The sequence below is a fragment of the Clostridium acetireducens DSM 10703 genome, from assembly GCF_001758365.1.
Classification (GTDB): Bacteria; Bacillota; Clostridia; order Clostridiales; family Clostridiaceae; genus Clostridium_C; species Clostridium_C acetireducens.
Genome location: NZ_LZFO01000010.1, coordinates 20,391 through 44,699 on the forward strand (window position 1 = coordinate 20,391; position 24,309 = coordinate 44,699).

Sequence of the window (24,309 nt, forward strand, 5' to 3'; positions counted from 1 at the left end):
GAATTTAACCGGGTTTTTTAATAAATTGTTATTTATTAACTCTATCCTTGAATTCTTTTCCAGGCTTAAATACTGGAACAGTTGATTCTGGTATCTCTATTTCTTCTTTAGTTCTTGGATTTCTACCCATTCTAGCTGCTCTCTTTCTAGTTTCAAATGTTCCAAATCCTATTAACTGAACTTTATCTCCATTTTCTAAAGTTTCCTCCACGGTTTCTATAAATGCTTTTAAAGCTACTTCAGCATCTTTTTTTGTCAATCCACTTTTTTCTGAAATACTTGTAATTAATTCTGATTTGTTCACTTTAGTTTACCTCCTTAAATATTGAGTATGCATAGATAGCATATTCTTCACTAATTTTAAAAATCCTTCTTTTTAAATATAACTTATGTAGAAATAATAAAATTTATTTTATTGTTTTAGATTTTTCCCATAAATTATCCATTTCTTCTAATGTCATATCTTCTATGCTTACTCCTTTACTCAATGCTGATTTTTCTATATATTCAAATCTATTTATAAATTTGTCTATAGTATAATTTAAAGCTAATTCTGGATTAATGTCAAGAAATCTTGCAACATTTACACAAGAAAATAATAAATCTCCAACTTCTTCTAATATTTTTGCCCTATTTTTTTCTTTATATACATTTTTAACCTCATATAATTCTTCCAATACTTTATCTAAAGCAAATATTACATCATCCCAATCAAAGCCTACTTTTGCAGCTTTTTTTTGAACTTTATATGCTCTAATTAGTGCTGGAAAACTTTTTGCTATATGATTTAACTCATCTGTATAAGTATTAAACCCATATTGTTTTTTCTTTATTTTATCCCAATTATACAATACCTTATCTGTAGTATCTGCATTTACATTTCCAAAAACATGAGGATGTCTTTCAATCATCTTATCACAAATAGATTTTACAACATCATTTATATTAAAAAATCCATTTTCTTTACCTATTTGAGAATGGAACACCACTTGAAGCAAGACATCTCCTAACTCTTCTACTAAAGCTTCATCATCTTCTTCATCTATAGAATCCAATACTTCATAACTCTCTTCTATAAGATATTGTTTTAAAGACTTGTGAGTTTGTTCTCTATCCCATGGACATCCATTTTCTCCTCTAAGTGTACTCATTATTTTAATTAAATCATTAAAATCTTTTAAATTATTGTTTTTAGGTATATAAATTGATGTTAAATAATCTATGTCTTCTTGTCTATCCAACTCATATAAAGGTATTTTTCTTATGCTCTCTAACCCTTCTACTCCTGCAGCTCTAACAAAATAGATTTCTTCATCATCGCCATAATAATTCATTAAATCTAATTTAACCTCAGAGGCTATAAGCTTATTATATAATTGAGTTACAATAATTCCAACTCTTTTATCTAAAACTTGATTTTTAATATCAAATGCATCTATTATCTTTAATCCATTTATAGGATCTATTTTTAATCTTTCTATAATTGATTCTATAAAACTTACAGCAGGTAATATATCAATATCTATATCTTCTTTTTTGCAAAGTTCAATTAAAATATTTACAGATTTTTCTGCTACTAAAGGATGTCCTGGTACAGCATATATTATATTTCCGTATTTTTTATATTTATTTATCAATTCAATTGCTATTGATTTATATACTTCATCAAAATTATTAAAATTATCATACATATAATCAAAAGTTTCAAATTCTAACCCTATACTTTTTAAATATTCTACATTAGGATGTTTATTTGTTCTTAAATATATTTTATCTGCTTTTTTAAGGCTTTCTAAAACACCTATTGTTATTGAATTTTTTGAACCAGGACCTAATCCCACTATTTTTATCATAAATACTCTCTCCTTTTACCTTCTGTTAAAAAATCTACTTTTTAAATACCTATAATTAAACACCCCAAACAAAATTATTAATACCCCATATGCTAATATTCCCGAAAATATACTAACCAAACATGCTATTCTACTACTTATTGTATAATTATAAACATACATATAAATAAATACAACAGCTATTATCATTAAAACAGAGGCAAATGCAGGCTTTATCATGATATCGTAATAATTAATTTTAATATCTAGCTTTTTTTTCACTAATCTAATGTTTAAAATAGCTGAAATAAGATAACCTACTATTGTCCCAATTACTGCGCCATATATATTAATATAAGGAATTGAAACTAATATCATAGTTAATACTATTTTACCAATGCAACCTATTGCCAAATTTATAACTGGTCTTACATACTGTCCTATACCTTGAAGTATAGCCGTTGAAGTTTGGGATAATATTATAAAAGGAATTGCTATGGATAAGTATTTTAATATAGTATACCCTTGTACTTGTCCTGGAAAAATCAAATTTAAAATAGGTAGTGCCATATAGTATAATCCAGCAAAAGACGGCAGTGCTATTACCATAGAAAATCTTAAAGCCATATCTACTTTATTTAATACTTCTATATTTCTATTTAATACATATGCTTCCGCAATTATAGGCATTAAAGAAGCACATAGGGACATAGACAATGTAAGAGGTACATTCACTAGTGTAAATGCCTTTCCTGTTAATTGACCATATAAAATAGTAGCTTCCTTTGATGCAAAGCCAGCTTGTAATAGTTTTTGAGGAACCAATGCTGAATCTATAAGACTCATTACAGTTCCTACTGTAGCTCCTAAAGATATGGGAATAGCTATATGTAAAAGTTTTTCCATGATATAAGTATCATTTTTTACATTAACTATTTTTATATCTTTTCTTATAGACATATATTTATTAAACAAATATATACTGCCCAATATACCTCCTGCAACAGCTCCTAATGCCGCTCCAGCAGCTGAATATTCTATACCTTTGGGCAAAAGTATATAAGCAAAGCCAACGCCTACTATTACTCTTCCTATTTGCTCTAAAATTTGAGATATAGCTGTAGGATTCATATTTTGTAGTCCTTGAAAAAATCCTCTAAAAGCACTCATAATAGAAATAAATATAGGTGCTATTGATATACTAATTAAAGAATAATAAGATTTAGTATCCCATTTTAAAAATAATATAATTTTTTTTGAAAAACATATTAATATTATTGTAAAGCCAAAACCCATGAAAATCATAAGTAATAAGGCTTTTCTTAATATTTCTATAATTCCCTCTACATCTTTGGTAGCACTTTTTTCTGAAACCATTTTTGAAATTGCTACTGGAACACCTGAAGAAATAGCTATAAAAAACATGTATAAAGGATATGACATTTGATAATATCCAAAACCTTCATCTCCTATTAACATTTGTATAGGCCATCTAAAGAATAACCCTAAAAACTTTGCTATAATTCCTGATAATCCCAAAACAAATGTTCCTTTTACTAAAGATTGTTTTTTCATATCACACCTCCAAAACCTACTTTAAAATATTATTATTTTAGCTTTAGAGGTATTATTACTAGATTTAATATATTTTCATTAAAAACAAATGGCAGAACTAATTTTTCTGCCATTATATAAATTTATTTTATTGTTCCATTTGCTTACCTAAAAATAGGGAAGCTGTTTCTAAAAGTTTACTTTCTATTTCGCCAAATTCTTTTTCTTGCTCTATAGCTGCTATCATAACTGCTCCTATTGCATCTCCTTCTGCTATTATTGGAGATATAACTTGTGAAAAATACTTATCTTCTATTTCTTCATCATCATATATTGGTATAATCTCTGTAGATTTTAATATTATAGTTTTTCTATCATTTATTAACTTTTCTAATTCTCTACTTATCTTTTTATCTAAATATTCCTTTTTATTACCTCCACTTAAAGATATTATAGTATCTTTGTCACAAATCATTACTAAATTTCCTATAGTCTTTTGTAAAGATTCAGCATATCCTTTAGAAAAATCCCCTAGTTCTCCAATTGGTGAATACTTCTTTAATATTACTCCACCTTCTCTATCAGTAAATATTTCTAAAGGATCTCCTTCTCTTATCCTTAACGTTCTTCTAATTTCTTTAGGTATTACAACTCTTCCTAAATCGTCTATCCTTCGCACAATACCTGTTGCTTTCATTAGTTCTTACCTCCTCTAATTAAAATTTAATACAATACACTTTGTAGTATTATTATCTTTCCAATTATGAAATTTTATACACAATTGCTATTTAAATTTTAAAAATGGATATTTAACTAAAGTAATAAGAGCTATGGGATTTTCCACATAGCTCTTATTATACTTATAAATTATATTAAATTTTTTTCATATTTTTTAGTTTCTATTTTTGATGCTTTTTTCCATTCCTCTAATTTATTCATAAATACTTTTCTTTTTTCTTCTTCTTCTAATTTACTTATTATATCTTTTTTAACCAAATCAAATTTTTTTACAGGATATTCTTCTTTTTTTATACATTTTATTATGTGAAATCCAAAACTAGTTTGAACTGGTGCTGAAATTTCACCTTCTTTTAGTGCCATAGCACCAGCCATAAATTTAGCATCAAATCCTGAATTTGCAACTTCTACAAAACCTAAATCTCCACCTTTGTCTTTGGAACCAGGATCTTGAGATACTTCCTTTGCTACTTTAGCAAAATCTTCTCCCTTATTTAATCTTTCTTTAACTTTTTTAGCTTCATCTTCTGTCTTAACTAATATGTGTGCTGTATGAATTTTATTAGGTTTTTCAGTAAACTCTAATTGATGAGAATTATAATAAGTTAAAGCTTTTTTATCATCTATCTTTACGTTTTTTGTAACATGCTCAATTACATTTTTTATAGGTAAACTCTTTTCAATAATTTTTCTCAAATCTTCTTTTAACTTCTTTTCTGTAATTCCACTTTTGCTTAAAATTTCATTGAATTTTTTATCATTGCCTTCTGCAAATTGCTTTTTTTTATATGTAATTTCCTTGTCTACTTCTTTATTTATTTCATCAACAGTAGGTATTACTTTTAATTCTTTTGCCTTTTGCAAAACAAGTTTTTCATTTACCATTCCTTCTAACAAATTCTTTTTTTGTTCTTTAAGAATTTCTTTTCCTTCATCAGATTTTTCATAGTTTTCTCCATATTGCTGTTTTAATTGAGCAACTATTTGTTTCATTTGAGGGTCATTATCTAGGTCACCTCTTGTTATTTTCTCACTATTTACCTTAGCAACTGTACTTTTAGCAATTGCTTCTGGAGTTTTTTCTATCATATCACATCCAAATGCAAAAAATACAAATCCACTAATTAACAATCCGCTAATTAACCTTTTAATTTTTCTATTGTTCACAACTTACTCCTCCACTCTTAAATTTGTTATTAAATTTGCTAACCAAACTAATTTTACCATAAAAAACTACTTTCTTAAAATTAATTTTCTGTATACATTTTATTAATATATTCTATTAATTCTTTTAAATTAATTATTATATTTTCCTTTTTTATAGTATTTAATTTAAATACTATAGATGGCTTTTCTGAAAACCTAAATAATATATTTTTTCTATATTTATCCAATAAACTCTTGATTACATTTTCATTTAATCTATTCTTGCTTTCAAATTGTATTATAATTTCACCTTTTTTATCTTTTATATTTTCTATACCTAAATTTCTAGCAACACTTTTTATATATGCTATATTTATCAAGTTATTTATTGGTTCTGGAATATCAGAAAATCTATCTTCTAACTCTTCCTGTATATCCAACATATCTTCATAGGAATTTATAGCTGCTATCTTTTTATAAATCTCTATTTTCTGTATTTCATCATTTATATAATAATTTGGTACATAGGCATCTACTTTTAATTCTATAGTAGTTTCTATAGGCTCCTTATCAATATCTCCTTTTATTAATTTAACTGTATCTTCTAACATTTTACAATATAAGTCATATCCTACTGTAGCCATGTGACCATGTTGTGCAGCTCCCATTATATTTCCTGCTCCTCTAATTTCTAAATCCTTAAGAGCTATTTTAAATCCTGATCCAAGTTCTGTGAAATCTTTTATAGCTTTTAATCTTTTTTCAGCTACTTCTGTAAGTATTTTATTTTTTTTATAAGTTAAGTAACAATAAGCTATTCTATTTGTTCTTCCAACTCTTCCACGTAATTGATAAAGCTGTGATAATCCCATTTTATCTGCATCATATATTATCATTGTATTAACATTTTGTATATCCATACCTGTTTCTATAATTGTAGTTGACACTAATATATTATATTTATTTTTCATAAAATCTAACATAATATTTTCAAGTTCTCTTTCTCTCATTTGACCATGAGCTACACAAACCTTTCCTTCTGGAAGAAGCTTGGCTATATAGGCTGCCATTTCTTTAATCTTATCTACTCTATTATATACAAAATAAACCTGTCCATTTCTATTTAATTCTCTAAGTATTGCATCTCTTATTAACTGGTCATTATATTCTACCACATAAGTTTGTATAGGATATCTTTCTTCTGGTGGTGTTTCAATTACGCTTATATCCCTTACTCCAACTAAAGACATATGCAAAGTTCTTGGTATAGGCGTAGCTGTTAATGTTAAAACATCCACATTCTTTTTAAATTTCTTTATTTTTTCTTTATGAGATACTCCAAATCTTTGTTCTTCGTCAATTATTAATAATCCCAAATCTTTAAATTCTATATCCTTTTGTATTATTCTGTGAGTTCCTATTAATATATCTACATTTCCTTCTTTAACAGCTTTAATTGTTTCTTTTTGTTCTTTTAAAGTTTTAAATCTGCTTATCATATCTACTTTTATAGGAAAATCTGAAAACCTTTTAACTAAATTATTATAATGTTGTTGTGCCAATATAGTAGTGGGTACTAAAAATGCTACTTGTTTTCCCTCTATAACAGTTTTAAAAGCTGATCTAAGTGCCACTTCAGTTTTTCCATATCCCACATCCCCGCACAGCAATCTATCCATAATTTTATCAGATTCCATATCTTTTTTTATGTCTTCTATAGCTGTTAATTGATCTTCTGTCTCTTCATAAGGAAACTCATCTTCAAACTGCTTTTGCCAAATAGTATCTTTAGAAAACTTATAACCTTTTAATGTATTTCTTGCAGCATATAATTTAACTAAATCTTCTGCTATTTCTTCAATTGATTTCTTTACTTTACTCTTGGTTTTTGCCCATTCTGAACTTCCAAGTTTATTTATTTTAGGAGTTTTACCTTCACTTCCTATATATTTTTGAACTAAATCTAATTGTTCTACTGGCACATACAATTTATCATCTGAATTATAAAATAATTCTAAATAATCTTTTTTATTTCCTTCTATATCCAACTGTTTTATGCCCTTATATACACCTATTCCATGATTTACATGAACAACATAATCCCCTGGTTTTAAATCTGTAAAACTTTTTATTTTAGCTATTCCTTTTTTTAATTTTTTATTTTTTCTCTTTTTTCTAGAATCTCCAAATACCTCTTTATCTGATATAACACATACCTTTATATCTTTAAAATCAAAACCTTTAAATTGACTTCCAAAAGATATACAAACTTCTCCAGGAAGTATATTTAGTACCTCGTCTTTATATATATTTTCTATGCCTTCATCTCTTAAATTATTAACTAATCTTTCACCTCTAGTTTTAGTTCCTGAAAGTATTATAATTTTATAACCTTTATCTTTTCTATCCTTTATATCCTTTATTAATAAATTCAATTGTCCATTATATTTATTTAATGTTGTTTGAGAAAAACTAACTAAAGATTTAGGTAAAAATACATCATGAGATTTACTTATAGGTTCTAAAATTATATTCTTTGTGTTTTTTAAATCTAATAAAACTCTATCTTTTGCAAATAATAATTCCACTTGCTTTGGCAAAACATTTCCTCTTTTAAGAAAATTTTTATAGTTTTCTTCAAACTCATAATATACACTATCTAATTTTCCTAAACATCTTTCAAATTCATCTATAACAACAAAATAATCTTTTGTATATTCTAAAAAAGAAGAAACATTCTCATAAAAATACGGAATATAACTATCAATTGTTTCAAAAGTTAATGTTTCTTGTAAAAGTTCTATATTTCTATTTACTACTTCTAAAATTTTTGCTTTTTCATTATCATGATTTTTAAAATTTTTTAATATAATTTCTAAATCATTTTTAATATTTTTTATTCCCAATTTAATATTTTCTTCTTTTAATATAATTTCTTTTGCTGGAAATATCTCCAAAGAATTTACTTTATCTATACTTCTTTGAGATTCTATATTAAAAGTTCTTATAGAATCAATTTCTGTATCAAATAATTCTAATCTATAAGGCTCTAAGGAAATAGGTGAATATATATCTACTATTCCACCCCTTATAGAAAATTCTCCCTTTCCTTCAACTATATTTACCTTTTGATATCCACTTTGTATTAAATTCTTACTTAAATCTTCTAAATTTAAATTGTCTCCTACACTTAACTTAAAAGTATATTGTTTATACAAATTTAAAGGTATATATGTAGCTGCTAAAGATTCTATACAAGTTATAATTATTTTTTTATTGCTTTTCATTATTTCTCTAATTACTTTTAATCTTTCCCATCTTAAATCTCCAGATACAGCATCAATATTATAAAAAACAATATCCTTTGAAGGCAAGTAGTATACATTTTGTATATATAAGCTTAAATCTTCATATAATTTTCTAGCTTCCATGTCACTATGTGTAAGTATTAAAAAAGATTTGCTTATTTCTTCATATAATCCATTTATTAAATAACTCCTTCCTGATTCAGATAACCCTGAAACTTCTGCAGGAAGTACATTTTTATTAATGCTATTTAACAAGCTTTTAAACACTGTACTTTCTTTAAGTGGCTTTACAATACCATCTAACCTCATAATATTTCACCTCTAAACTTACTGTATTTTTAAGCCATTATATTTATTCATAGCTTGTTGTACTCCTTTATCTATAATATTTTCAACAGCTTCTACGCTTATTTCAAATACCTTATCTAAAACTTCCTTTTGTTGTTTACTAAATTTTCCAAGTACATAGGATACTAATTCTTTATTCGGGGAATCTATACCAATTTTAATTCTTGTAAATTCTTCCGAATTTAAATTACATATTATATTTTTAATTCCATTATGTCCACCAGAGCTGCCTTTTGTTTTTATTCTTATTTTTCCTATATCTAAACTTATATCATCATATATTATAATTATATTTTCATTAGGTATTTTATAAAAATTTACTGCTTCTATTACACTTTCACCACTTAAATTCATATATGTACTAGGTTTTAAAAGCATGCATTTTTCATTACATATGTTTCCAAAACCACACATTCCTTTAAATTTTTCCCTATTAATATCTATATTATATTTTTTTGATATTAAGTCTATAACATCAAAACCTACGTTATGTCTAGTATGCTCATACTTAGCACCTATATTCCCTAATCCAACTATTATATGCATATACATTCTCCATTCTAAATTAGTTTAACATAAATTTTCTACTAATACATAACAATATAATATTAATATTATAAAGTCAAATAGATAAAGAAACTTAATAAGTCTCTTTATCTATCACTATCTTTCATTTCAGATAATATTATATTTTTATTTAATGTCTTACCATTTCTCCATATCTTACAGGAAATTGCATCACCAATTTTGTGATTATCTAATATTTCCGCTAAATCTTCAAATCTATTTATTTTTTTATTATCTAATTCTATTACAACATCCCCTACTTGAATTCCTGCTGCTTTGGCACCACTTCCATCTATTACTTCATTTACATATACACCCTGAACATTATTTTTTTCTGATATAACGCTTTGACCATATATTCCCAAGTAAGGTCTTGATACCTTTCCTTTTTCCATAAGAGATTTTATTATACTTTTAGCTTCATTGATAGCTATAGCAAAGCCCATTCCTTCTACATTTTTTTCCGAACCTATTTTTAAACTATTAATGCCTATTACTTCTCCATATTCATTACATAAAGCTCCTCCACTATTTCCTGGATTTATTGCCGCATCTGTCTGAAGTACTTTATATATTGCCCCTCCATATTGAATTTTTCTATTTAACGCACTTATAATTCCTGATGTAACAGAGCCAGCAAATTCTTCTCCCAAAGGATTTCCTATGGCAACTGCTTTATCTCCTACCCTTACTTTAGAAGAATCTCCAAATTTAGCAACAGGCAAATTTTTAGCTTCTACCTTTATTACAGCTAAATCCGATCTAGGATCTGTTCCTATAACTTTAGCTTCCAATATCTTACCATTTGATAATTTAACTGTAACCTTATCTGCTCCTTTTATAACATGATTATTAGTAACTATATATCCATTAACATCAAATATTATACCTGAACCACTTTCTACATCCTCTACTCCAAAAAAACCTTGAGCTTTTTTACTAATACCAACTACTGCTGGTCCAACAGTTTCTGCAACTTTAGTTATAGAACTTTTGGGTGCATTTGAAACATTTTTTTCACTGCTATTATCAAATTGATTCCATTGATTATAATCCATAGATTGGTATTTATTATTTACTATATACGCTCCTGATATTCCTCCAATTACTGCAGATATTATAATTATAACTAAAATTTTAAAACTACTTCTTATTCTTTTTCTTCTACTACTCTTAAATATTATCTCTCCCTTTCCATCACTTACATCTTGCCATTTTACATCTTTTATATTATTTTTATCTTTATCATCCATAATTATTATAACACCTCCTACTCTTTTTATTATATTTAATAATTTTTACATAACAATGAACAAAGTGTAATATTTCAATTATTATTTTATATTAATGTTAATGTAAAAGTAAACTTTACTCCCTTATTCTTAACATTTTCAACCCATATGTCTTCTCCTAATTTGGTAAGTATGCTTCTAACTATAGGAAGTCCCAGTCCCGTACTAACTTTAGATGACCTTGCTTTATCTTCTTTATAAAATCTCTGCCATATTTTTTTTAAATCTTGTTCAGAAATACATGGACCATCATTAAATATAGATACGTATGCTTTTTTTCCTCTCTTAGTTGTATTTATTTTTACATTTCCTCCTTCATTTACATATTTTATAGCGTTATCTAAAAGATTAGTTATTATTTGTACCAGTCTATCCCTATCTGCTGCTACAAACAAATCTTCATCATCAAGGCAAACATTAACATTGATTTTTTTATCTTTTATTTTTGTCTCAAATTTTATTACAGATAATCTAATAAACTCATTTAATTCTAATTCTTCAATTCTTAAATTAAATTCACCAGCTTCAATAGCAGATAAATCCAAAAGGTCATTTACTAATCTTGTTAACCTTTGTATTTCTTTATATACTATACCTAAATAATATCTTTCTTTTTCTTTTGGTATTATTCCATCTAACATTCCACTAACAAATCCTTTTATAGAAGTTATTGGCGACCTTATTTCATGAGAAACATTAGATATAAACTCTCTTCTATTGTTTTCTATCTTTTCTAAAGAATCTGCCATAGAATTAAATGATTCTGCTAAAGCTCCTATTTCATCCTTAGAATTAATATTAACTCTTTTGTCCACCTCTCCTTTAGATATTTTATCTGCTACATAATTAATTTGTGCAAGAGGTCTTATTATTATCCTTTGAGAAAAATAATATATTACAAAACAAGATGCTATTATTGCCAATACAGCAGAAGCCCATATAATTTCATAAACCTTTTTTAAAGGTCCTCTTATTTCGTTTATTGATGTATGCATTACAATTGCTCCCTTAAATGTACCATTATAAAAAATGGGCATACCGTAAGTATGAACTGGCACCACAAAAATATTTCCATAGGCTCCTCTTTTTTCAACACTATTTCCTTTCCTTAATTCCTCTAACTCATTAGTAAACACTTGTTTTTCTATTAATTTTTTTTGCTTATCATTTGACACAGAATAAACATATCCATAATTGTCTAATAACCATATATCTGTAGCTAAATAATTGCCTATATAAGTTAAAATCTCTCTTAATCTATAAGAAGATATATCTCCTTCCAAATATTCTACTGCTGCTTTGCCTATAATTCCTGACTCGCTATTTATTTGAGCCTTTCTCTGTTGAAAATAATATCCTTCAAACCAGTAGGATAAAAAAGTAGCTATTATAATAAAACTTATAGAAATAATCAATGTAAATGTAGCAACCATTTTAGAAAATAATCCTTTTTTTATCATCTACTTCACCTCAAATTTATATCCTACCCCCCATACCGTTTCAATTTTCCAATTAGTACCCTCTGGTAATTTTTCCCTAAGTCGCTTTATATGCACATCAACAGTACGAGAATCTCCTGGATAATCATATCCCCAAACTTCACATAATAATTGTTCTCTTGTAAAAACTCTATTTTTATTACTAGCAAGATAATATAAAAGCTCAAATTCTTTTGGTGGCATTTTTATTTCTTTTTCTCTATATAAAACTATATAAGAATTAATATCTATTGATAAATCTTCAAAATTTAAAATTTCATCTTTTTCATTATCTAAATTATATCTTCTTAACACAGCTTTTATTCTAGCTAATAATTCTTTAGGTTCAAATGGTTTTACTATATAATCATCTGCTCCTAACTCCAAACCTAGCACTTTGTCAAAAGTTTCTCCTTTTGCTGTAAGCATAATAATAGGAGTATTATAATCCTTTCTTATCCACTTTAAAACATCTATCCCATCAATACGAGGGAGCATTATATCTAATAGCACTAAATCAGGCTTATATTCCAAAAATACTTCCTCAGCTTGTTTACCGTCATAACATACAGCAGTATTATAACCATAATTTTCTAAATACATCTTTATAACTTCACATATATTTTCATCATCATCTACAATTAATATCTTTGCTATTTCACCTTCCATTTTATAAACTACTCCTTTCATAATTTCTTTTATAAATTAAATTTATCATATATTCATTGCTATATTAAATAGCATACATTAATTTTTACAAATTATTTACTTTTAAATAAATATAAAAAACGCAGCCAAAAGCTGCGTCTCTCTTTTATATTTAATCTTCAAAAAGCTTACTTACTGAGATATCTTCATATATTCTTCTTATAGCTTCTGCAAAAACTGGAGCTACTGATAAAACTTTAAACTTATCTAAGTTTTTATTTTTTGGTAAGTCTATTGTATTTAGCATTATTAATTCTTTTATAACAGACTTCTCTATTCTTTCTATAGCAGGACCTGATAAAACAGCATGAGTGCAGCAAGCATATACTTCTTTAGCTCCCATTTCAACTAGTGAATTTGCTCCATTTGTTATTGTTCCTGCTGTATCTATCATATCATCTACTAATATAACTACTTTATCCTTTATTTCACCTATTACATGCATAATTTCTGAAACATTTGGTCTTGGTCTTCTTTTGTCAATAATTGCTATTGGAGCATGAAGTTTATCTGCAAATTTTCTTGCTCTTGTAACACTTCCTAAATCAGGAGAAACTATAACTATATCTTCTCTTTCTGCAAATCCTTTTTGAACAAAATATTTTGCAAGTATAGGAACTCCTAATAAATGATCTAGAGGAATATCAAAATATCCTTGTATTTGTGATGCATGTAAATCCATTGTTAAAACTCTATCTGCGCCTGCTGCAGTTATTAAATCTGCTACAAGTTTAGCTGTAATTGGATCTCTAGCTTTAGCTTTTCTATCCTGTCTAGCATATCCGTAATATGGCATAACTGCTGTTATTCTTCCCGCTGAAGCTCTTTTAAACGCATCAATCATAATAAGTAATTCCATTAAATTATCATTTACTGGAGCATTAGTAGATTGTACAACAAACACATCTCTACCTCTTACAGTTTCATTTATATCCACTGAAATTTCTCCATCACTAAATGTTGAAACTTTTGAATCACCAACTGACGCACCCAATATATCTGCTATATCTTTTGCTAATTTAGGATGTGAGTTTCCAGTAAATATCTTAATATTTTTGCCATGGGTTATCATTTATGTATCCTCCCTTAAAATTATTTCTTTAAATCTTTCTTAGCTACCCAGCCTTCTTTATTTACTTGTTTAGCTCTTGCAATGGCTAAAGCTCCTTTTGGAACATCATCAGTAATAGTTGAGCCTGCAGCTATATATGTATCATTATTAACTTTTACAGGTGAAATTAAATTAGTATTGCAACCTATAAAAGAATTATCACCAACTATAGTCTTTGTTTTTACTTTTCCATCATAATTAACTACTACAGTACCACATCCAAAGTTACATTCATTACCTATCTCTGCATCCCCTATATAAGTTAAATGCGATACTTTAGTTCCATCTCCTATAGAAGATTTCTTTATTTCAACAAAATCTCCTATTCTAACATTATTACCTATAATGCTTTCAGGTCTTATATAAGCAAAAGGCCCTACTGTAGTATTATTTCCTACATGGCTATCTAAAATAACAGAACTTTGTATAGTTGAATTTTCACCTATTGTACTATCTTTTATTCTAGAATTAGGATATAAAACACAATTTTTTTTGATTAAAGTATTTCCTTGAATAACATTGCCTGGATATATAATAGTATCTTGCTCTATTTTTACTCTGCATTCTATATATGTAGACTCTGGATTAATAATGGTAACTCCATTATTCATATGCATCTCATTTATTCTTTTTCTCATAATCTTTTCTGCTTGAGATAATTGCAATCTGGAATTTACCCCCATAGTTTCTTCAAAAGGCACAGATATTGCACCTAATTTTTTATTTTCATTTTTTAAAATTTCTATAACATCTGTTAAATAATATTCTTCTTGAGCATTATCATTGTTTATTTTTGATAAAGAACTTATCAAACTTTCTATATCAAAACAATACATTCCTGAATTTATTTCATTAATGTTTAATTCTTCTTCTGAACAATCTTTATGCTCTACTATCTTTTGTACTTCTGAGTTATCTTTTCTAATTATTCTTCCATATCCTGAAGGATTATCTACAATAGAAGTAAGAATAGTAGCCTTATATTCTCCTTTTTCATGAAAATTAATAAGATTTTCTATGGAATCCTTTGTTATTAATGGTGCATCTGCTGTAAATATAACTACTGAACCCTTTTTATTAGCTAAAAAATCCTTAGCACATATAACAGCATGTCCAGTTCCTAATTGTTTATCTTGAAAAGAATAAGAAACTTTTCTATCTTCAGTACTATTTTTTACTAAATTCGCTCCTTTTCCTATAACTAAATTTACATCTTCTATATTTGCTTCTTTAATATTATCTATAACATAATTCACCATTTCTTTTCCACATACTTTATGTAAAACTTTTGGTGTATTAGATTTCATTCTTTTTCCTTCTCCAGCTGCTAATATTACGGCACACTTATACATTATAACACCTCTTTATGGTTATATAATTTTATTAATTATATATTTTTTACTTATTTTATTATTATATTTTATATGATAAATATTTTCAACCTTACATATTGTATTGAAATAAATATAAAAAGTTCTACATAATAAAAAGGAGCATGTTTACTCCTTCTTATTATTATTCTTCTTTAACTTCATTGGAAGCTTCTTCTTTAACTTTTTCATACTCATCCAATATAGCCTTTTGAATTTTTTCTCTAGTTTCAGTATTAATTGGATGAGCAATGTCTTTAAATTCTCCATCAGGAGTTTTTCTACTTGGCATAGCTATAAACAATCCATTTTGACCCTCTATAACCTTTATATCATGAACTACAAATTCATTATCAAAAGTTACAGAAACTATAGCCTTCATTTTGCCTTCTGTAGATATCTTTCTAATCCTAACATCAGTTATTTGCATAATTTTCCACCTCCAAGATGCTTATGTATATATAATTCTCTATCAAATATCCTTTTTCCTCTATTTAATGAAAAATTAATTAATTTAAACAAGTTTTATTTAAATTTTTTAGAAGGCATTAACACAGCATTTCCTTCTGGTGATATTCCATTAAAATCTACTATAGATACATAATCATTTACCAATTTTTTAGGTATAGCAACATTATCTATTAATATTCCCATTCCTAAAAGTTCACAATTAAATTCTTTTAATAAATCTATTATACCTCGTGCCGTACCGCCTGCTTTCATAAAGTCATCTATAAATATACATTTACTATTTTCTTTAATAGCTTTTTTTGATACTGACATATTTTGTATTCTTCCATTAGAACCTGAAACATAATTAATAGTTACTGTTGAACCTTCTGTAAATTTTGCTTGCCTTCTAAATACTACTAATTGAACGCCTAACATTTTAGCTACTTCATAGGCTAAAGGTATTCCTTTAGTTTCTACTGTAACCACATAATCTACTTTTTTATCATTAAAAGCAGATGCTAATATAAGTCCTGCTTTACGAATTATATAAGGATTACTCATTACATCTGTCATATATAAAAAATTTCCTGGTATTATTCTATCCTTATTTCTTAAAATAATACATAGTTCTTCTACAAAATCCATTTTTTCTTCATTTGATATACCGCAGACATACTTTACTCCTCCTGCAGCTCCAGATATAGTATCTATTCTTCCCATAGAAAGTCTATTTAATGTGTCCTTTACAATTACTAAATCTTCACTAACTGTAGACTTAGCAGCATTAAGAATTTCAGTAAAAGTATTTAAATTTATTACTTTATTAGGATTTTCTATTAACATTTTAGTTATAGCTGCAACCCTTTGATTTCTAGTAAACTTTTCCATTATATCACCTATCTATTTTACGAATAATATTTTTAAAAAACTTCTTATTATTCATATTTTATTCTAAAATTTATATATTATCAATACTTTATGTAAATATAATTTTTTTATTGTACAATTATATTTATAATTATTTTATTTATTGCTGTGTTTTTTTTATAATTTTTGTATATAATTAATAAATAATGTTATTTCTTTTTAAGGGGTTGAATAACTAAATGTCTTTTATAAATATAATTATTTTATTTATTGCTGTGTTTTTTTTTATAATTTTTGTATATAATTAATAAATAATGTTATTCTTTTTAAGGGGTGGATAGCTAAATGTCTTTTGACTTTATAAATGATAAAAATAAAAAAATACATTTAATAGGTATAGGTGGAATAAGTATGAGTGGCATTGCGGAAATACTTATTGAAAATGATTACTCTGTGTCTGGTTCTGATATGAAGGATTCTCCTTTATTAAGTAAACTTAGAAAAAACGGAGCTAGTATATATATAGGTCAAAATAAAAATAATATCAAACCAAATATAGACTTAGTAATATATACTGCTGCTATATCGGAAGATAATCCAGAGTTAATTCGTGCTAAAGAATTAAATATACCTACTATGGATAGAGCGTCTTTCTTAGGTGATATAATGAAAAGCTATAAATATAATATAGCTATATCAGGTACCCATGGAAAAACTACTACCACAGCTATGGTATCAGAAATATTTTTAAAAACAAATTTAGATCCTACAATAATGGTAGGTGGAGAATTAAACTCCATAAAAGGCAACATACGTGTAGGGAAAGGAGAATTTTTTATAAACGAAGCTTGTGAATATAAAGGTTCTTTTTTAAAGTTTAATCCTTTTATAGGTGTAATACTAAATATTGACGCAGATCACTTAGATTTTTATAAAGACATAAATGATATACAAAATACTTTTAAAAAATTTGCAGAACTCATACCAAAAAATGGTTTTTTAATTGCTAATTTAGAAGATGAAAGAGTAAATAGTATTATATCTGATTTAAACTGTAATATAATAACTTATGGTATAACTAAAGGTACTGTGCAAGCTAAAAATATTGTTTATAATAAACAAGCCTGTGCTTCATTTGAGGTATTTAAAAATGATGTTAACCTATTTAAAATAAACTTAAAAGTACCTGGTAAATACAATATTTTAAATGCTCTTGCTAGTATAAGTGTTGCATTAAGTGCAAATATTGATTATAAATTTATAATAGAAGGATTAGAAAACTTCAAAGGTACTCATAGAAGATTTGAAATAAAAGGTGTTAAAAATGGAGTTACAGTAATAGATGACTATGCTCATCATCCTACAGAAATAAAAGCTACTTTAGATGCTGCAAAAAATTATCCTCATAATAAAATTTTTTGTGTATTTCAACCTCATACTTATTCAAGAACATTATCTTTATTTGATGAATTTACTAATGCCTTTTATAATGTTGATAATCTTATATTAACAGACATATATGCTGCAAGAGAAAAAGACACTGGAGTTATAAATTCTGATATGCTTTGTGATAAAATAAAATCTAATGGAGTAAATTGCAAAGTATTTCATGATTACAAAGATATATTGAATTATCTTCGTAAAAACTTAAGTTCTGGAGATGTATTATTTACAATTGGTGCTGGAGATATATTTAAACTAGGTGAAATTTTTTTAGAAAATTAATTTTACCAAACTTTTTTTATAAATTAGTGTAAAATACCTCTAATTTGGTAACACTAAAAGTGAATCCATTGGAGGTGTGAATTATTATGAAAAATTTTTTAATATCATCTTTAGCAAATATTATTTTAATTTTTACATCTTATTTTATATTTAGAAGTATAGTAAGTGGTCCTACAAGACATAAATTATATGAAAAACTTTTTAATTCTATGGCTAAATTTATAATATATATATTTATAACTTCTATTGGAATTACAGCAATAACTGCATTAATACTCTATAGAACTAGATTTATATCTTATATTAATATTATAGCTCCTGCTTTGGTATCAATATTTATAGGTTTTATTATGTCTACAGTTCCTACTAGAGGAGTTGGAGATAAATCAAAAAATTAAAAAATCAAGTTCTTTCGCTTATAAGTGAAAGAACTTGATTTTTCATAAAATATAATATATAATAAGTTTGTACTTCGGGGTGTGGCGCAGATGGGAGCGCGCGTGGTTTGGGACCATGAGGTCGCAGGTTCAATCCCTGTCACCCCGACCAAAGAGTTACTTTCAGTAACTCTTTTTTTTTACTAAAAAGAGGTGATAAAGTTGTTAAGTAATATAAACGCTGCAATATTTGACTTAGACGGAACACTAATAGACTCTTTATGGATATGGAATGAAATAGACAAACAGTATTTAAAAAATCATAATATAAATATGCCTAAAAACTTAATGAAAAATATAGAAAATCTATCCTTTGATGAATCAGCTCAATATTTTAAAAAAAACTTTAATATAAAAGATGATATATGCACTATAAAAAATGATTGGAACACTATGGCTTTAAATTATTATTCCAATAAAATAAAATTAAAGCCTGGTGCAAAAGAATTTTTAATTTTGTTAAAATCTAAAGGAATAAAACTTGGATTATCAACTAGTAACTTTTCAAATCTTTCTAATGCAGTTTTAAAATCTAATAATATATATAATTTATTCGATGCAATTACTACTGCTGATGAAATAAGTAAAAATAAAAATTCACCAGATATATATTTATTAACTGCAAAAAAATTAAAAGAAAATCCTAAAAATTGCATAGTATTTGAAGATATATTATCTGGTATAATTAGTGCAAAATCCGCTGGTATGAAAGTAGTTGCAGTACATGATATTTTTTCAGAATCTCATAAAAATAGCATAATGAAAGTAGCAGATAAATATATACTTGAATTTAATGATATTATGAAAGCAATTTAAAATTATGCTGATTTATAGATAGTTAGACTTTAAATCAGCATAATTTTAAAATATATTTCAATTATTATATTTTTTGTCACCAAAATACAGGTATTTAATATAATAATATATATAGCAAATTTCAGGAGGAATCCAATGTTAGCTTTCTTTCTATTTTTAGTATTTGCAATAACTTGTATTATTTTATTTATGTATTTTAATAATAAACTTATTAATCAACATAAAAAACTAATATTATTAAAACGCCAAAATACAAATTTAAAAAACATAATTGATAAGTCAAGTTTTAATTATCCTGATGAATTTAAAATTGAATACTTTTCAGCTAAATGTAATAAAGGTATTGTGTTAGAAAGATGTCCCTTATATTTATCTCCATTAACCAAATCTCCTATTTTACGTTATATTAATAAAAATACTTATGTAAAAATTCATGATGAAGCAAAAATTCGCCAATATACATGGTATGAGGTATCTATATCTTCTAACAACAAAATAAATACTAAAGGATGGATTGAAAGTACAAAAGTAAATTTAATATCTTCTATACTCTTATAATATCATCTTTATATTCTGGCACTATATTTATTATATCTTTTAAACAACAGTACTTTAAATCTTCTTTAAGATTTAATTCTTTAATTCTCTTGTAGTGACTAGCATGTTTTATAAAACTTACTATATCCTCATTGTTTTTGTAAATATATTGTGCAGTCTTAGCTATATCTGTAGGATTTATAGATGTATTTTCACTAATACAATTTATAATGTACCCAGCACAAATAAAATCATCCATAGAAAAGTGTCCATATGTTCCTGCATTTACTATTACTAAATCATTATTCAATTTTAATATTTTGTCAGCAGTAGCTTTAGCATTAATTAAAGCTCCTATTAATATACGCTCTGCACCTATACTTCTCTTTATTGCTTTTGTACCATTTGTAGTTGTTATTATTAAACTTTTTCCTTTTATATATTCTTTATCATAATCTAAAGGAGAATTTGAAAAATCAAACCCCTCTATTTTCAATGCGTTTCTTTCTCCTCCTAAAACATATTTATCTCTATCTTTTTTTGCTATATTTAACGCTTCATCTACAGTTAAAACAGGTATTACTTCTTTACAACCATTATATAGTGCTGTAACTATAACAGATGTTGCCCTTAACATGTCTATAATTAATATTGTTTTATTTAAAATTTTCTCAGGCTTTATATCATCTGCTGAAATTATTATGTCTATATTCATTTTACCCCTCCATATATATTATTTACTTTTACAATTTAATCCTTGATATAAACTATTATCCTTTAAATTCTTATCTATTGAATTTAAAATTTCCCACTTTTTCAAGCTCCATTTAGGCTCTATTAGTAAATCTCTTGGTGCATCTCCTGTTAATCTATGAATTACTATATCACTAGGAAGTAGTGTAATTGCCTCACATATTATATTTATATATTCATCTTGAGTTAAAAATTTTAAATTTCCTTCTTCATACATACTAACTAAAGGAGTATTTTTCATTAAATGTAGCAAATGAAATTTCACACCTTGTATATCTTTATTAGATATATACTTAATAGTGTTTATCATATCACTTTTATTTTCTCCTGGTAATCCAAAAATAACATGAACAACTACATCTATATTCCTTTCTCTTAATTTATATAAGGATTCTTCAAACACATTTAAATCGTATCCTCTATTTATTATTTTAGCAGTTTCATCTTTACTACTCTGAAGTCCAAGTTCCACCCATACATATATTTTTTTATTATACTCTTCTAATAATTGTAACACATCATTATCAAGACAATCAGGACGAGTAGCTATAGCTAGTGCTACTACATCTTTTTGATTTATAGCTTCATCATATCTTTTTTTTAATATTTCTATAGGAGCATATGTATTTGTATATGCTTGAAAATAGGCTATGTATTTACCATTTTTCCACTTCTTTTTCATAATACTCTTTATATCATCAAATTGTTTTGAAATAGAAAATTCTCTGTTACCAGCAAAATCTCCTGAACCTCTTTCACTGCAAAACACACATCCTCCTTTGCTTATAGTTCCATCTCTATTAGGACAAGAAAACCCAGCATCTAAAGATATTTTAAATACTTTTGTCCCAAATTTTTTTCTTAAAAAATAATTTAAGCTATAATATCTTTTATCTCCCCACATCTCCAACTTAATCACCTCTTGTATAAAAAACATAATAAAAATCTCGCATTTTTATACTGCGAGATTTTATAACTATTTAACTTTAATATACTGTTATTACTGCATAATGTCAACAAATCACTTTTTCTTTGATTTAAAATCTTTTAAATCAAGTTTCCATTTTCCTACTAATTTATTATTAGAATCTTTTTTGTCTATACTACTTACAATAAAGTTTAATTCATTTTTATTAAAATAATTGTATTTTACATTTAATTTATCTATTGAATACTTTTCTTCAAATTTAAATGGTATAATTTCACCAGTATCTGAATTATAAATTCTAATAGAACTATTTCCTGAATTACTTTTATATTGAACTAAAATAAATTTCTTATCCAAGGAAAATACTAAATTTTCTATTTTAGAATCTCTTATTATATCTAATGGTATTATTTCTTTTCCTACAGGCATTTCTTTTGCTTTTTTCTGGTTATTTTCTTCTTCCCCTTTTTTATCTTTTTCTTCATCTTCTTTTTCTCCTTGCACATTTAAACTTTCATCAATATTCACTATTCCTATAAAAGAGTCTTTATTATATGTTGATATAGCCAAACTTTTTCCATCATAAGAAAAATTTATATTATCAAACTCTTCTCTAGGAACTTGAATTTTATACATATTTGTTTTATTGCTTTTAGTAAATATATAGTTTGGAATATTTTTGATATCTAAAATTAAATTAGTATCTGTATTATTTTCATTCCTTAATCTTATGGAGTTTTCAACTATAAAAGCCTCCCGTTTTACTGTACTTTTTATTTCATCTATTTTATAATCTTTATCTTCTTTTATTACTTTTATAACTCTTTCATCTAAAACAGAATAAGGTTTATCTATGCTATTCATAGTTACACTTATTTTAAAAATACCAGATTTTCCTACTTCATTTATCTCATCTATAATATATCCATTTACTTTCACATCACTCTTTACATCATTTTTTATACTTTTTAATAGTTTATTTGAATAAAATTTTTCTATATTTTTAATATCTCCTGTTATTAATTCTTTCATATATGTATCTACAGAATCATATGCTGCTTTAATATCAAAATTATTTTTTTGATTATCATATTTTTTATTGTTTTTTTCTTTTAAACTAATAATTTTGCAAGAAGAAAATAAAATAATAATAATAAATATAAATATATTAAAAAATATTAATCTACTTTTTTTATTTATCAACATAAACACCTTCCTCATTATTAAATTAGACTACATATAATATTTTGTCACAAAACAAAAATATAATTTATAAAATAATATTTTCTTTAAATATTATTTAATAAATTATATAATTATATATATTTAACATAAAATATTTAAAGGAAGTGTATTATAATTATGAATCCATTACATAAATGCACACTTTGCCCTAGAAATTGTAAAGTAAACAGATTAAAAGATTCTTTGGGATTTTGTAATGTTGGGAAAAACATCCGATTGGCAAAAGCCTATTTACACAAATGGGAAGAACCTTGTATCTCTGGTGAAAATGGTTCCGGAACTATTTTCTTTTCTAATTGTAATTTAAATTGTGTATTTTGCCAAAATCACGAAATAAGTCAAAAAAATTATGGTAAGGAAATTTCTATAAATCGCCTAAGTGATATATTTATAGAACAACAAAATAAAGGAGCTCACAATATAAATTTAGTTTCTCCTACACCTTATGTCCCACAAATTATAGAAGCTATAAAATTATCAAAATGCAAAGGTTTATCTATACCCATAATATATAATACTAATTCTTATGAAAATATAGAAACAATAAAATTATTAAAAGGTTATATAGATGTGTATTTACCTGATATAAAATACTTTGATGATAAATATGCAATAAAGTACTCTAATGCTAAAAACTACTTTAAACACGCTAGCAGTGCTGTTAAAGAAATGTTTTCCCAAGTAGGTAATCCTGTGTTTAAAAATGGTTTAATTAAAAAAGGTATTATAATACGACACCTTATGCTTCCTGGACTTTTATTTGATTCTAAAAAAATAATTGATTACATATATAAAACATTTGGAAATTCTGTATATATAAGTATAATGAATCAATATACTCCTACATATAATTCTAAATATTACAAAGAAATAAATAAAAAACTCAATATAAATCACTACAACTCTTTAATTAATTATGCTATATCCATAGGAGTTACTAATGGATTTATACAAGAAAATGGAACATGTAGTGAAAATTTTATACCAAATTTTGATTTGGAAGGCATTTAAAAAGAACTAGCCAAAACTAGTTCTTTAAATTTTATATTTTCTTAAATCATTTTTAAATTTTTCAGTAATATTTTTGAAATTACCT

At 25.9% G+C, this 24,309-nt stretch carries 22 protein-coding genes and 1 tRNA gene; 6 read left to right on the top strand and 17 right to left on the bottom strand.

Annotation, left to right across the window (positions count from 1 at the left end):
• Positions 1–28: 28 nt before the first annotated feature.
• The 14 genes from CLOACE_RS04530 to purR form a co-directional block, all read right to left on the bottom strand.
• On the bottom strand, positions 29–304 hold the full coding sequence (locus tag CLOACE_RS04530; protein WP_070109858.1) for an HU family DNA-binding protein: 276 nt from the start codon (positions 302–304) through the stop codon (positions 29–31).
• Positions 305–407: 103 nt separating this feature from the next.
• Positions 408–1,853, bottom strand: coding sequence for a bifunctional methyltransferase/pyrophosphohydrolase YabN (gene yabN, locus CLOACE_RS04535; RefSeq protein ID WP_070109859.1), 1,446 nt, complete (start codon positions 1,851–1,853; stop codon positions 408–410).
• 15 nt (positions 1,854–1,868) lie between these two features.
• Positions 1,869–3,407: a putative polysaccharide biosynthesis protein gene (locus tag CLOACE_RS04540; protein ID WP_070109860.1), complete on the bottom strand. Its 1,539-nt coding sequence runs from the start codon at positions 3,405–3,407 to the stop codon at positions 1,869–1,871.
• Positions 3,408–3,534: 127 nt separating this feature from the next.
• A complete protein-coding gene (spoVT, locus tag CLOACE_RS04545) occupies positions 3,535–4,083 on the bottom strand; it encodes a stage V sporulation protein T (RefSeq protein ID WP_070109861.1) in 549 nt (182 codons plus the stop codon).
• A gap of 170 nt (positions 4,084–4,253) precedes the next feature.
• Complete coding sequence (locus tag CLOACE_RS04550; protein WP_070109862.1) at positions 4,254–5,291, bottom strand: peptidylprolyl isomerase; 1,038 nt, start codon at positions 5,289–5,291, stop codon at positions 4,254–4,256.
• Between the two features lie 80 nt (positions 5,292–5,371).
• A complete protein-coding gene (mfd, locus tag CLOACE_RS04555; protein ID WP_070109863.1) occupies positions 5,372–8,887 on the bottom strand; it encodes a transcription-repair coupling factor in 3,516 nt (1,171 codons plus the stop codon).
• An 18-nt stretch (positions 8,888–8,905) separates the two neighbouring features.
• Positions 8,906–9,472 carry an aminoacyl-tRNA hydrolase gene (gene pth, locus CLOACE_RS04560; protein WP_070109864.1) on the bottom strand — a complete coding sequence of 189 codons (567 nt, stop codon included), beginning with the start codon at positions 9,470–9,472 and terminating at the stop codon, positions 8,906–8,908.
• Between the two features lie 107 nt (positions 9,473–9,579).
• On the bottom strand, positions 9,580–10,746 hold the full coding sequence (locus tag CLOACE_RS04565; RefSeq protein ID WP_070109865.1) for a S1C family serine protease: 1,167 nt from the start codon (positions 10,744–10,746) through the stop codon (positions 9,580–9,582).
• A gap of 86 nt (positions 10,747–10,832) precedes the next feature.
• Positions 10,833–12,242, bottom strand: a complete 1,410-nt coding sequence (locus tag CLOACE_RS04570) for a sensor histidine kinase (protein ID WP_070109911.1) — start codon at positions 12,240–12,242, stop codon at positions 10,833–10,835.
• 3 nt (positions 12,243–12,245) lie between these two features.
• The gene (locus tag CLOACE_RS04575) at positions 12,246–12,932 is read right to left on the bottom strand and encodes a response regulator transcription factor (protein WP_070109866.1); all 687 of its coding nucleotides are present in this window, start codon (positions 12,930–12,932) and stop codon (positions 12,246–12,248) included.
• 151 nt (positions 12,933–13,083) lie between these two features.
• Complete coding sequence (locus CLOACE_RS04580; protein WP_070109867.1) at positions 13,084–14,043, bottom strand: ribose-phosphate pyrophosphokinase; 960 nt, start codon at positions 14,041–14,043, stop codon at positions 13,084–13,086.
• Positions 14,044–14,063: 20 nt separating this feature from the next.
• Positions 14,064–15,434, bottom strand: coding sequence for a bifunctional UDP-N-acetylglucosamine diphosphorylase/glucosamine-1-phosphate N-acetyltransferase GlmU (gene glmU / locus CLOACE_RS04585; protein ID WP_070109868.1), 1,371 nt, complete (start codon positions 15,432–15,434; stop codon positions 14,064–14,066).
• A 163-nt stretch (positions 15,435–15,597) separates the two neighbouring features.
• Positions 15,598–15,882, bottom strand: a complete 285-nt coding sequence (gene spoVG, locus CLOACE_RS04590) for a septation regulator SpoVG (protein ID WP_070109869.1) — start codon at positions 15,880–15,882, stop codon at positions 15,598–15,600.
• A 95-nt stretch (positions 15,883–15,977) separates the two neighbouring features.
• Positions 15,978–16,793: a pur operon repressor gene (gene purR, locus CLOACE_RS04595; protein ID WP_070109870.1), complete on the bottom strand. Its 816-nt coding sequence runs from the start codon at positions 16,791–16,793 to the stop codon at positions 15,978–15,980.
• A gap of 324 nt (positions 16,794–17,117) precedes the next feature.
• On the opposite strand from purR, the gene murC reads away from it, so the two are divergent.
• The 5 genes from murC (at position 17,118) to CLOACE_RS04620 (ending at position 20,308) form a co-directional block, all read left to right on the top strand.
• On the top strand, positions 17,118–18,497 hold the full coding sequence (murC, locus tag CLOACE_RS04600; RefSeq protein WP_070109871.1) for a UDP-N-acetylmuramate--L-alanine ligase: 1,380 nt from the start codon (positions 17,118–17,120) through the stop codon (positions 18,495–18,497).
• Between the two features lie 86 nt (positions 18,498–18,583).
• On the top strand, positions 18,584–18,895 hold the full coding sequence (locus CLOACE_RS04605) for a hypothetical protein (protein WP_070109872.1): 312 nt from the start codon (positions 18,584–18,586) through the stop codon (positions 18,893–18,895).
• Between the two features lie 75 nt (positions 18,896–18,970).
• Positions 18,971–19,046, top strand: a tRNA-Pro gene (locus tag CLOACE_RS04610).
• 41 nt (positions 19,047–19,087) lie between these two features.
• Positions 19,088–19,750: an HAD family hydrolase gene (locus CLOACE_RS04615; protein ID WP_341465048.1), complete on the top strand. Its 663-nt coding sequence runs from the start codon at positions 19,088–19,090 to the stop codon at positions 19,748–19,750.
• A 135-nt stretch (positions 19,751–19,885) separates the two neighbouring features.
• Positions 19,886–20,308, top strand: a complete 423-nt coding sequence (locus CLOACE_RS04620; protein WP_070109874.1) for a GW dipeptide domain-containing protein — start codon at positions 19,886–19,888, stop codon at positions 20,306–20,308.
• On the opposite strand, the gene CLOACE_RS04625 is transcribed toward CLOACE_RS04620, so the two are convergent.
• The 3 genes from CLOACE_RS04625 to CLOACE_RS04635 all read right to left on the bottom strand — a co-directional run bounded on the left by CLOACE_RS04625 (position 20,295) and on the right by CLOACE_RS04635 (position 23,174).
• Positions 20,295–21,002: a 2-phosphosulfolactate phosphatase family protein gene (locus CLOACE_RS04625; RefSeq protein WP_070109875.1), complete on the bottom strand. Its 708-nt coding sequence runs from the start codon at positions 21,000–21,002 to the stop codon at positions 20,295–20,297. The two genes, CLOACE_RS04620 and CLOACE_RS04625, sit on opposite strands and share 14 nt — an antisense overlap.
• Positions 21,003–21,020: 18 nt before the next feature.
• The gene (gene mnmL / locus CLOACE_RS04630; protein ID WP_070109876.1) at positions 21,021–21,944 is read right to left on the bottom strand and encodes a tRNA modification radical SAM protein MnmL/YtqA; all 924 of its coding nucleotides are present in this window, start codon (positions 21,942–21,944) and stop codon (positions 21,021–21,023) included.
• A 117-nt stretch (positions 21,945–22,061) separates the two neighbouring features.
• Positions 22,062–23,174, bottom strand: a complete 1,113-nt coding sequence (locus tag CLOACE_RS04635) for a hypothetical protein (RefSeq protein WP_084027546.1) — start codon at positions 23,172–23,174, stop codon at positions 22,062–22,064.
• Positions 23,175–23,330: 156 nt separating this feature from the next.
• Here CLOACE_RS04635 and CLOACE_RS04640 point away from each other — a divergent pair, with 156 nt between their 5' ends.
• Positions 23,331–24,224, top strand: a complete 894-nt coding sequence (locus tag CLOACE_RS04640) for a radical SAM protein (RefSeq protein WP_070109877.1) — start codon at positions 23,331–23,333, stop codon at positions 24,222–24,224.
• Positions 24,225–24,309 lie beyond the last annotated feature (85 nt).

Coding starts and splice junctions, on each gene's coding strand:
- CLOACE_RS04625 (WP_070109875.1), bottom strand. CDS start 21,002: ATGAATATAGACATAATAATTTCAGCAGATGATATAAAGCCTGAGAAA.
- yabN (WP_070109859.1), bottom strand. CDS start 1,853: ATGATAAAAATAGTGGGATTAGGTCCTGGTTCAAAAAATTCAATAACA.
- purR (WP_070109870.1), bottom strand. CDS start 16,793: ATGGAAAAGTTTACTAGAAATCAAAGGGTTGCAGCTATAACTAAAATG.
- CLOACE_RS04565 (WP_070109865.1), bottom strand. CDS start 10,746: ATGGATGATAAAGATAAAAATAATATAAAAGATGTAAAATGGCAAGAT.
- CLOACE_RS04605 (WP_070109872.1), top strand. CDS start 18,584: ATGAAAAATTTTTTAATATCATCTTTAGCAAATATTATTTTAATTTTT.
- spoVG (WP_070109869.1), bottom strand. CDS start 15,882: ATGCAAATAACTGATGTTAGGATTAGAAAGATATCTACAGAAGGCAAA.
- CLOACE_RS04640 (WP_070109877.1), top strand. CDS start 23,331: ATGAATCCATTACATAAATGCACACTTTGCCCTAGAAATTGTAAAGTA.
- glmU (WP_070109868.1), bottom strand. CDS start 15,434: ATGTATAAGTGTGCCGTAATATTAGCAGCTGGAGAAGGAAAAAGAATG.
- pth (WP_070109864.1), bottom strand. CDS start 9,472: ATGCATATAATAGTTGGATTAGGGAATATAGGTGCTAAGTATGAGCAT.
- CLOACE_RS04620 (WP_070109874.1), top strand. CDS start 19,886: ATGTTAGCTTTCTTTCTATTTTTAGTATTTGCAATAACTTGTATTATT.
- murC (WP_070109871.1), top strand. CDS start 17,118: ATGTCTTTTGACTTTATAAATGATAAAAATAAAAAAATACATTTAATA.
- CLOACE_RS04575 (WP_070109866.1), bottom strand. CDS start 12,932: ATGGAAGGTGAAATAGCAAAGATATTAATTGTAGATGATGATGAAAAT.
- CLOACE_RS04540 (WP_070109860.1), bottom strand. CDS start 3,407: ATGAAAAAACAATCTTTAGTAAAAGGAACATTTGTTTTGGGATTATCA.
- spoVT (WP_070109861.1), bottom strand. CDS start 4,083: ATGAAAGCAACAGGTATTGTGCGAAGGATAGACGATTTAGGAAGAGTT.
- CLOACE_RS04635 (WP_084027546.1), bottom strand. CDS start 23,174: ATGTTGATAAATAAAAAAAGTAGATTAATATTTTTTAATATATTTATA.
- CLOACE_RS04580 (WP_070109867.1), bottom strand. CDS start 14,043: ATGATAACCCATGGCAAAAATATTAAGATATTTACTGGAAACTCACAT.
- mfd (WP_070109863.1), bottom strand. CDS start 8,887: ATGAGGTTAGATGGTATTGTAAAGCCACTTAAAGAAAGTACAGTGTTT.
- mnmL (WP_070109876.1), bottom strand. CDS start 21,944: ATGTGGGGAGATAAAAGATATTATAGCTTAAATTATTTTTTAAGAAAA.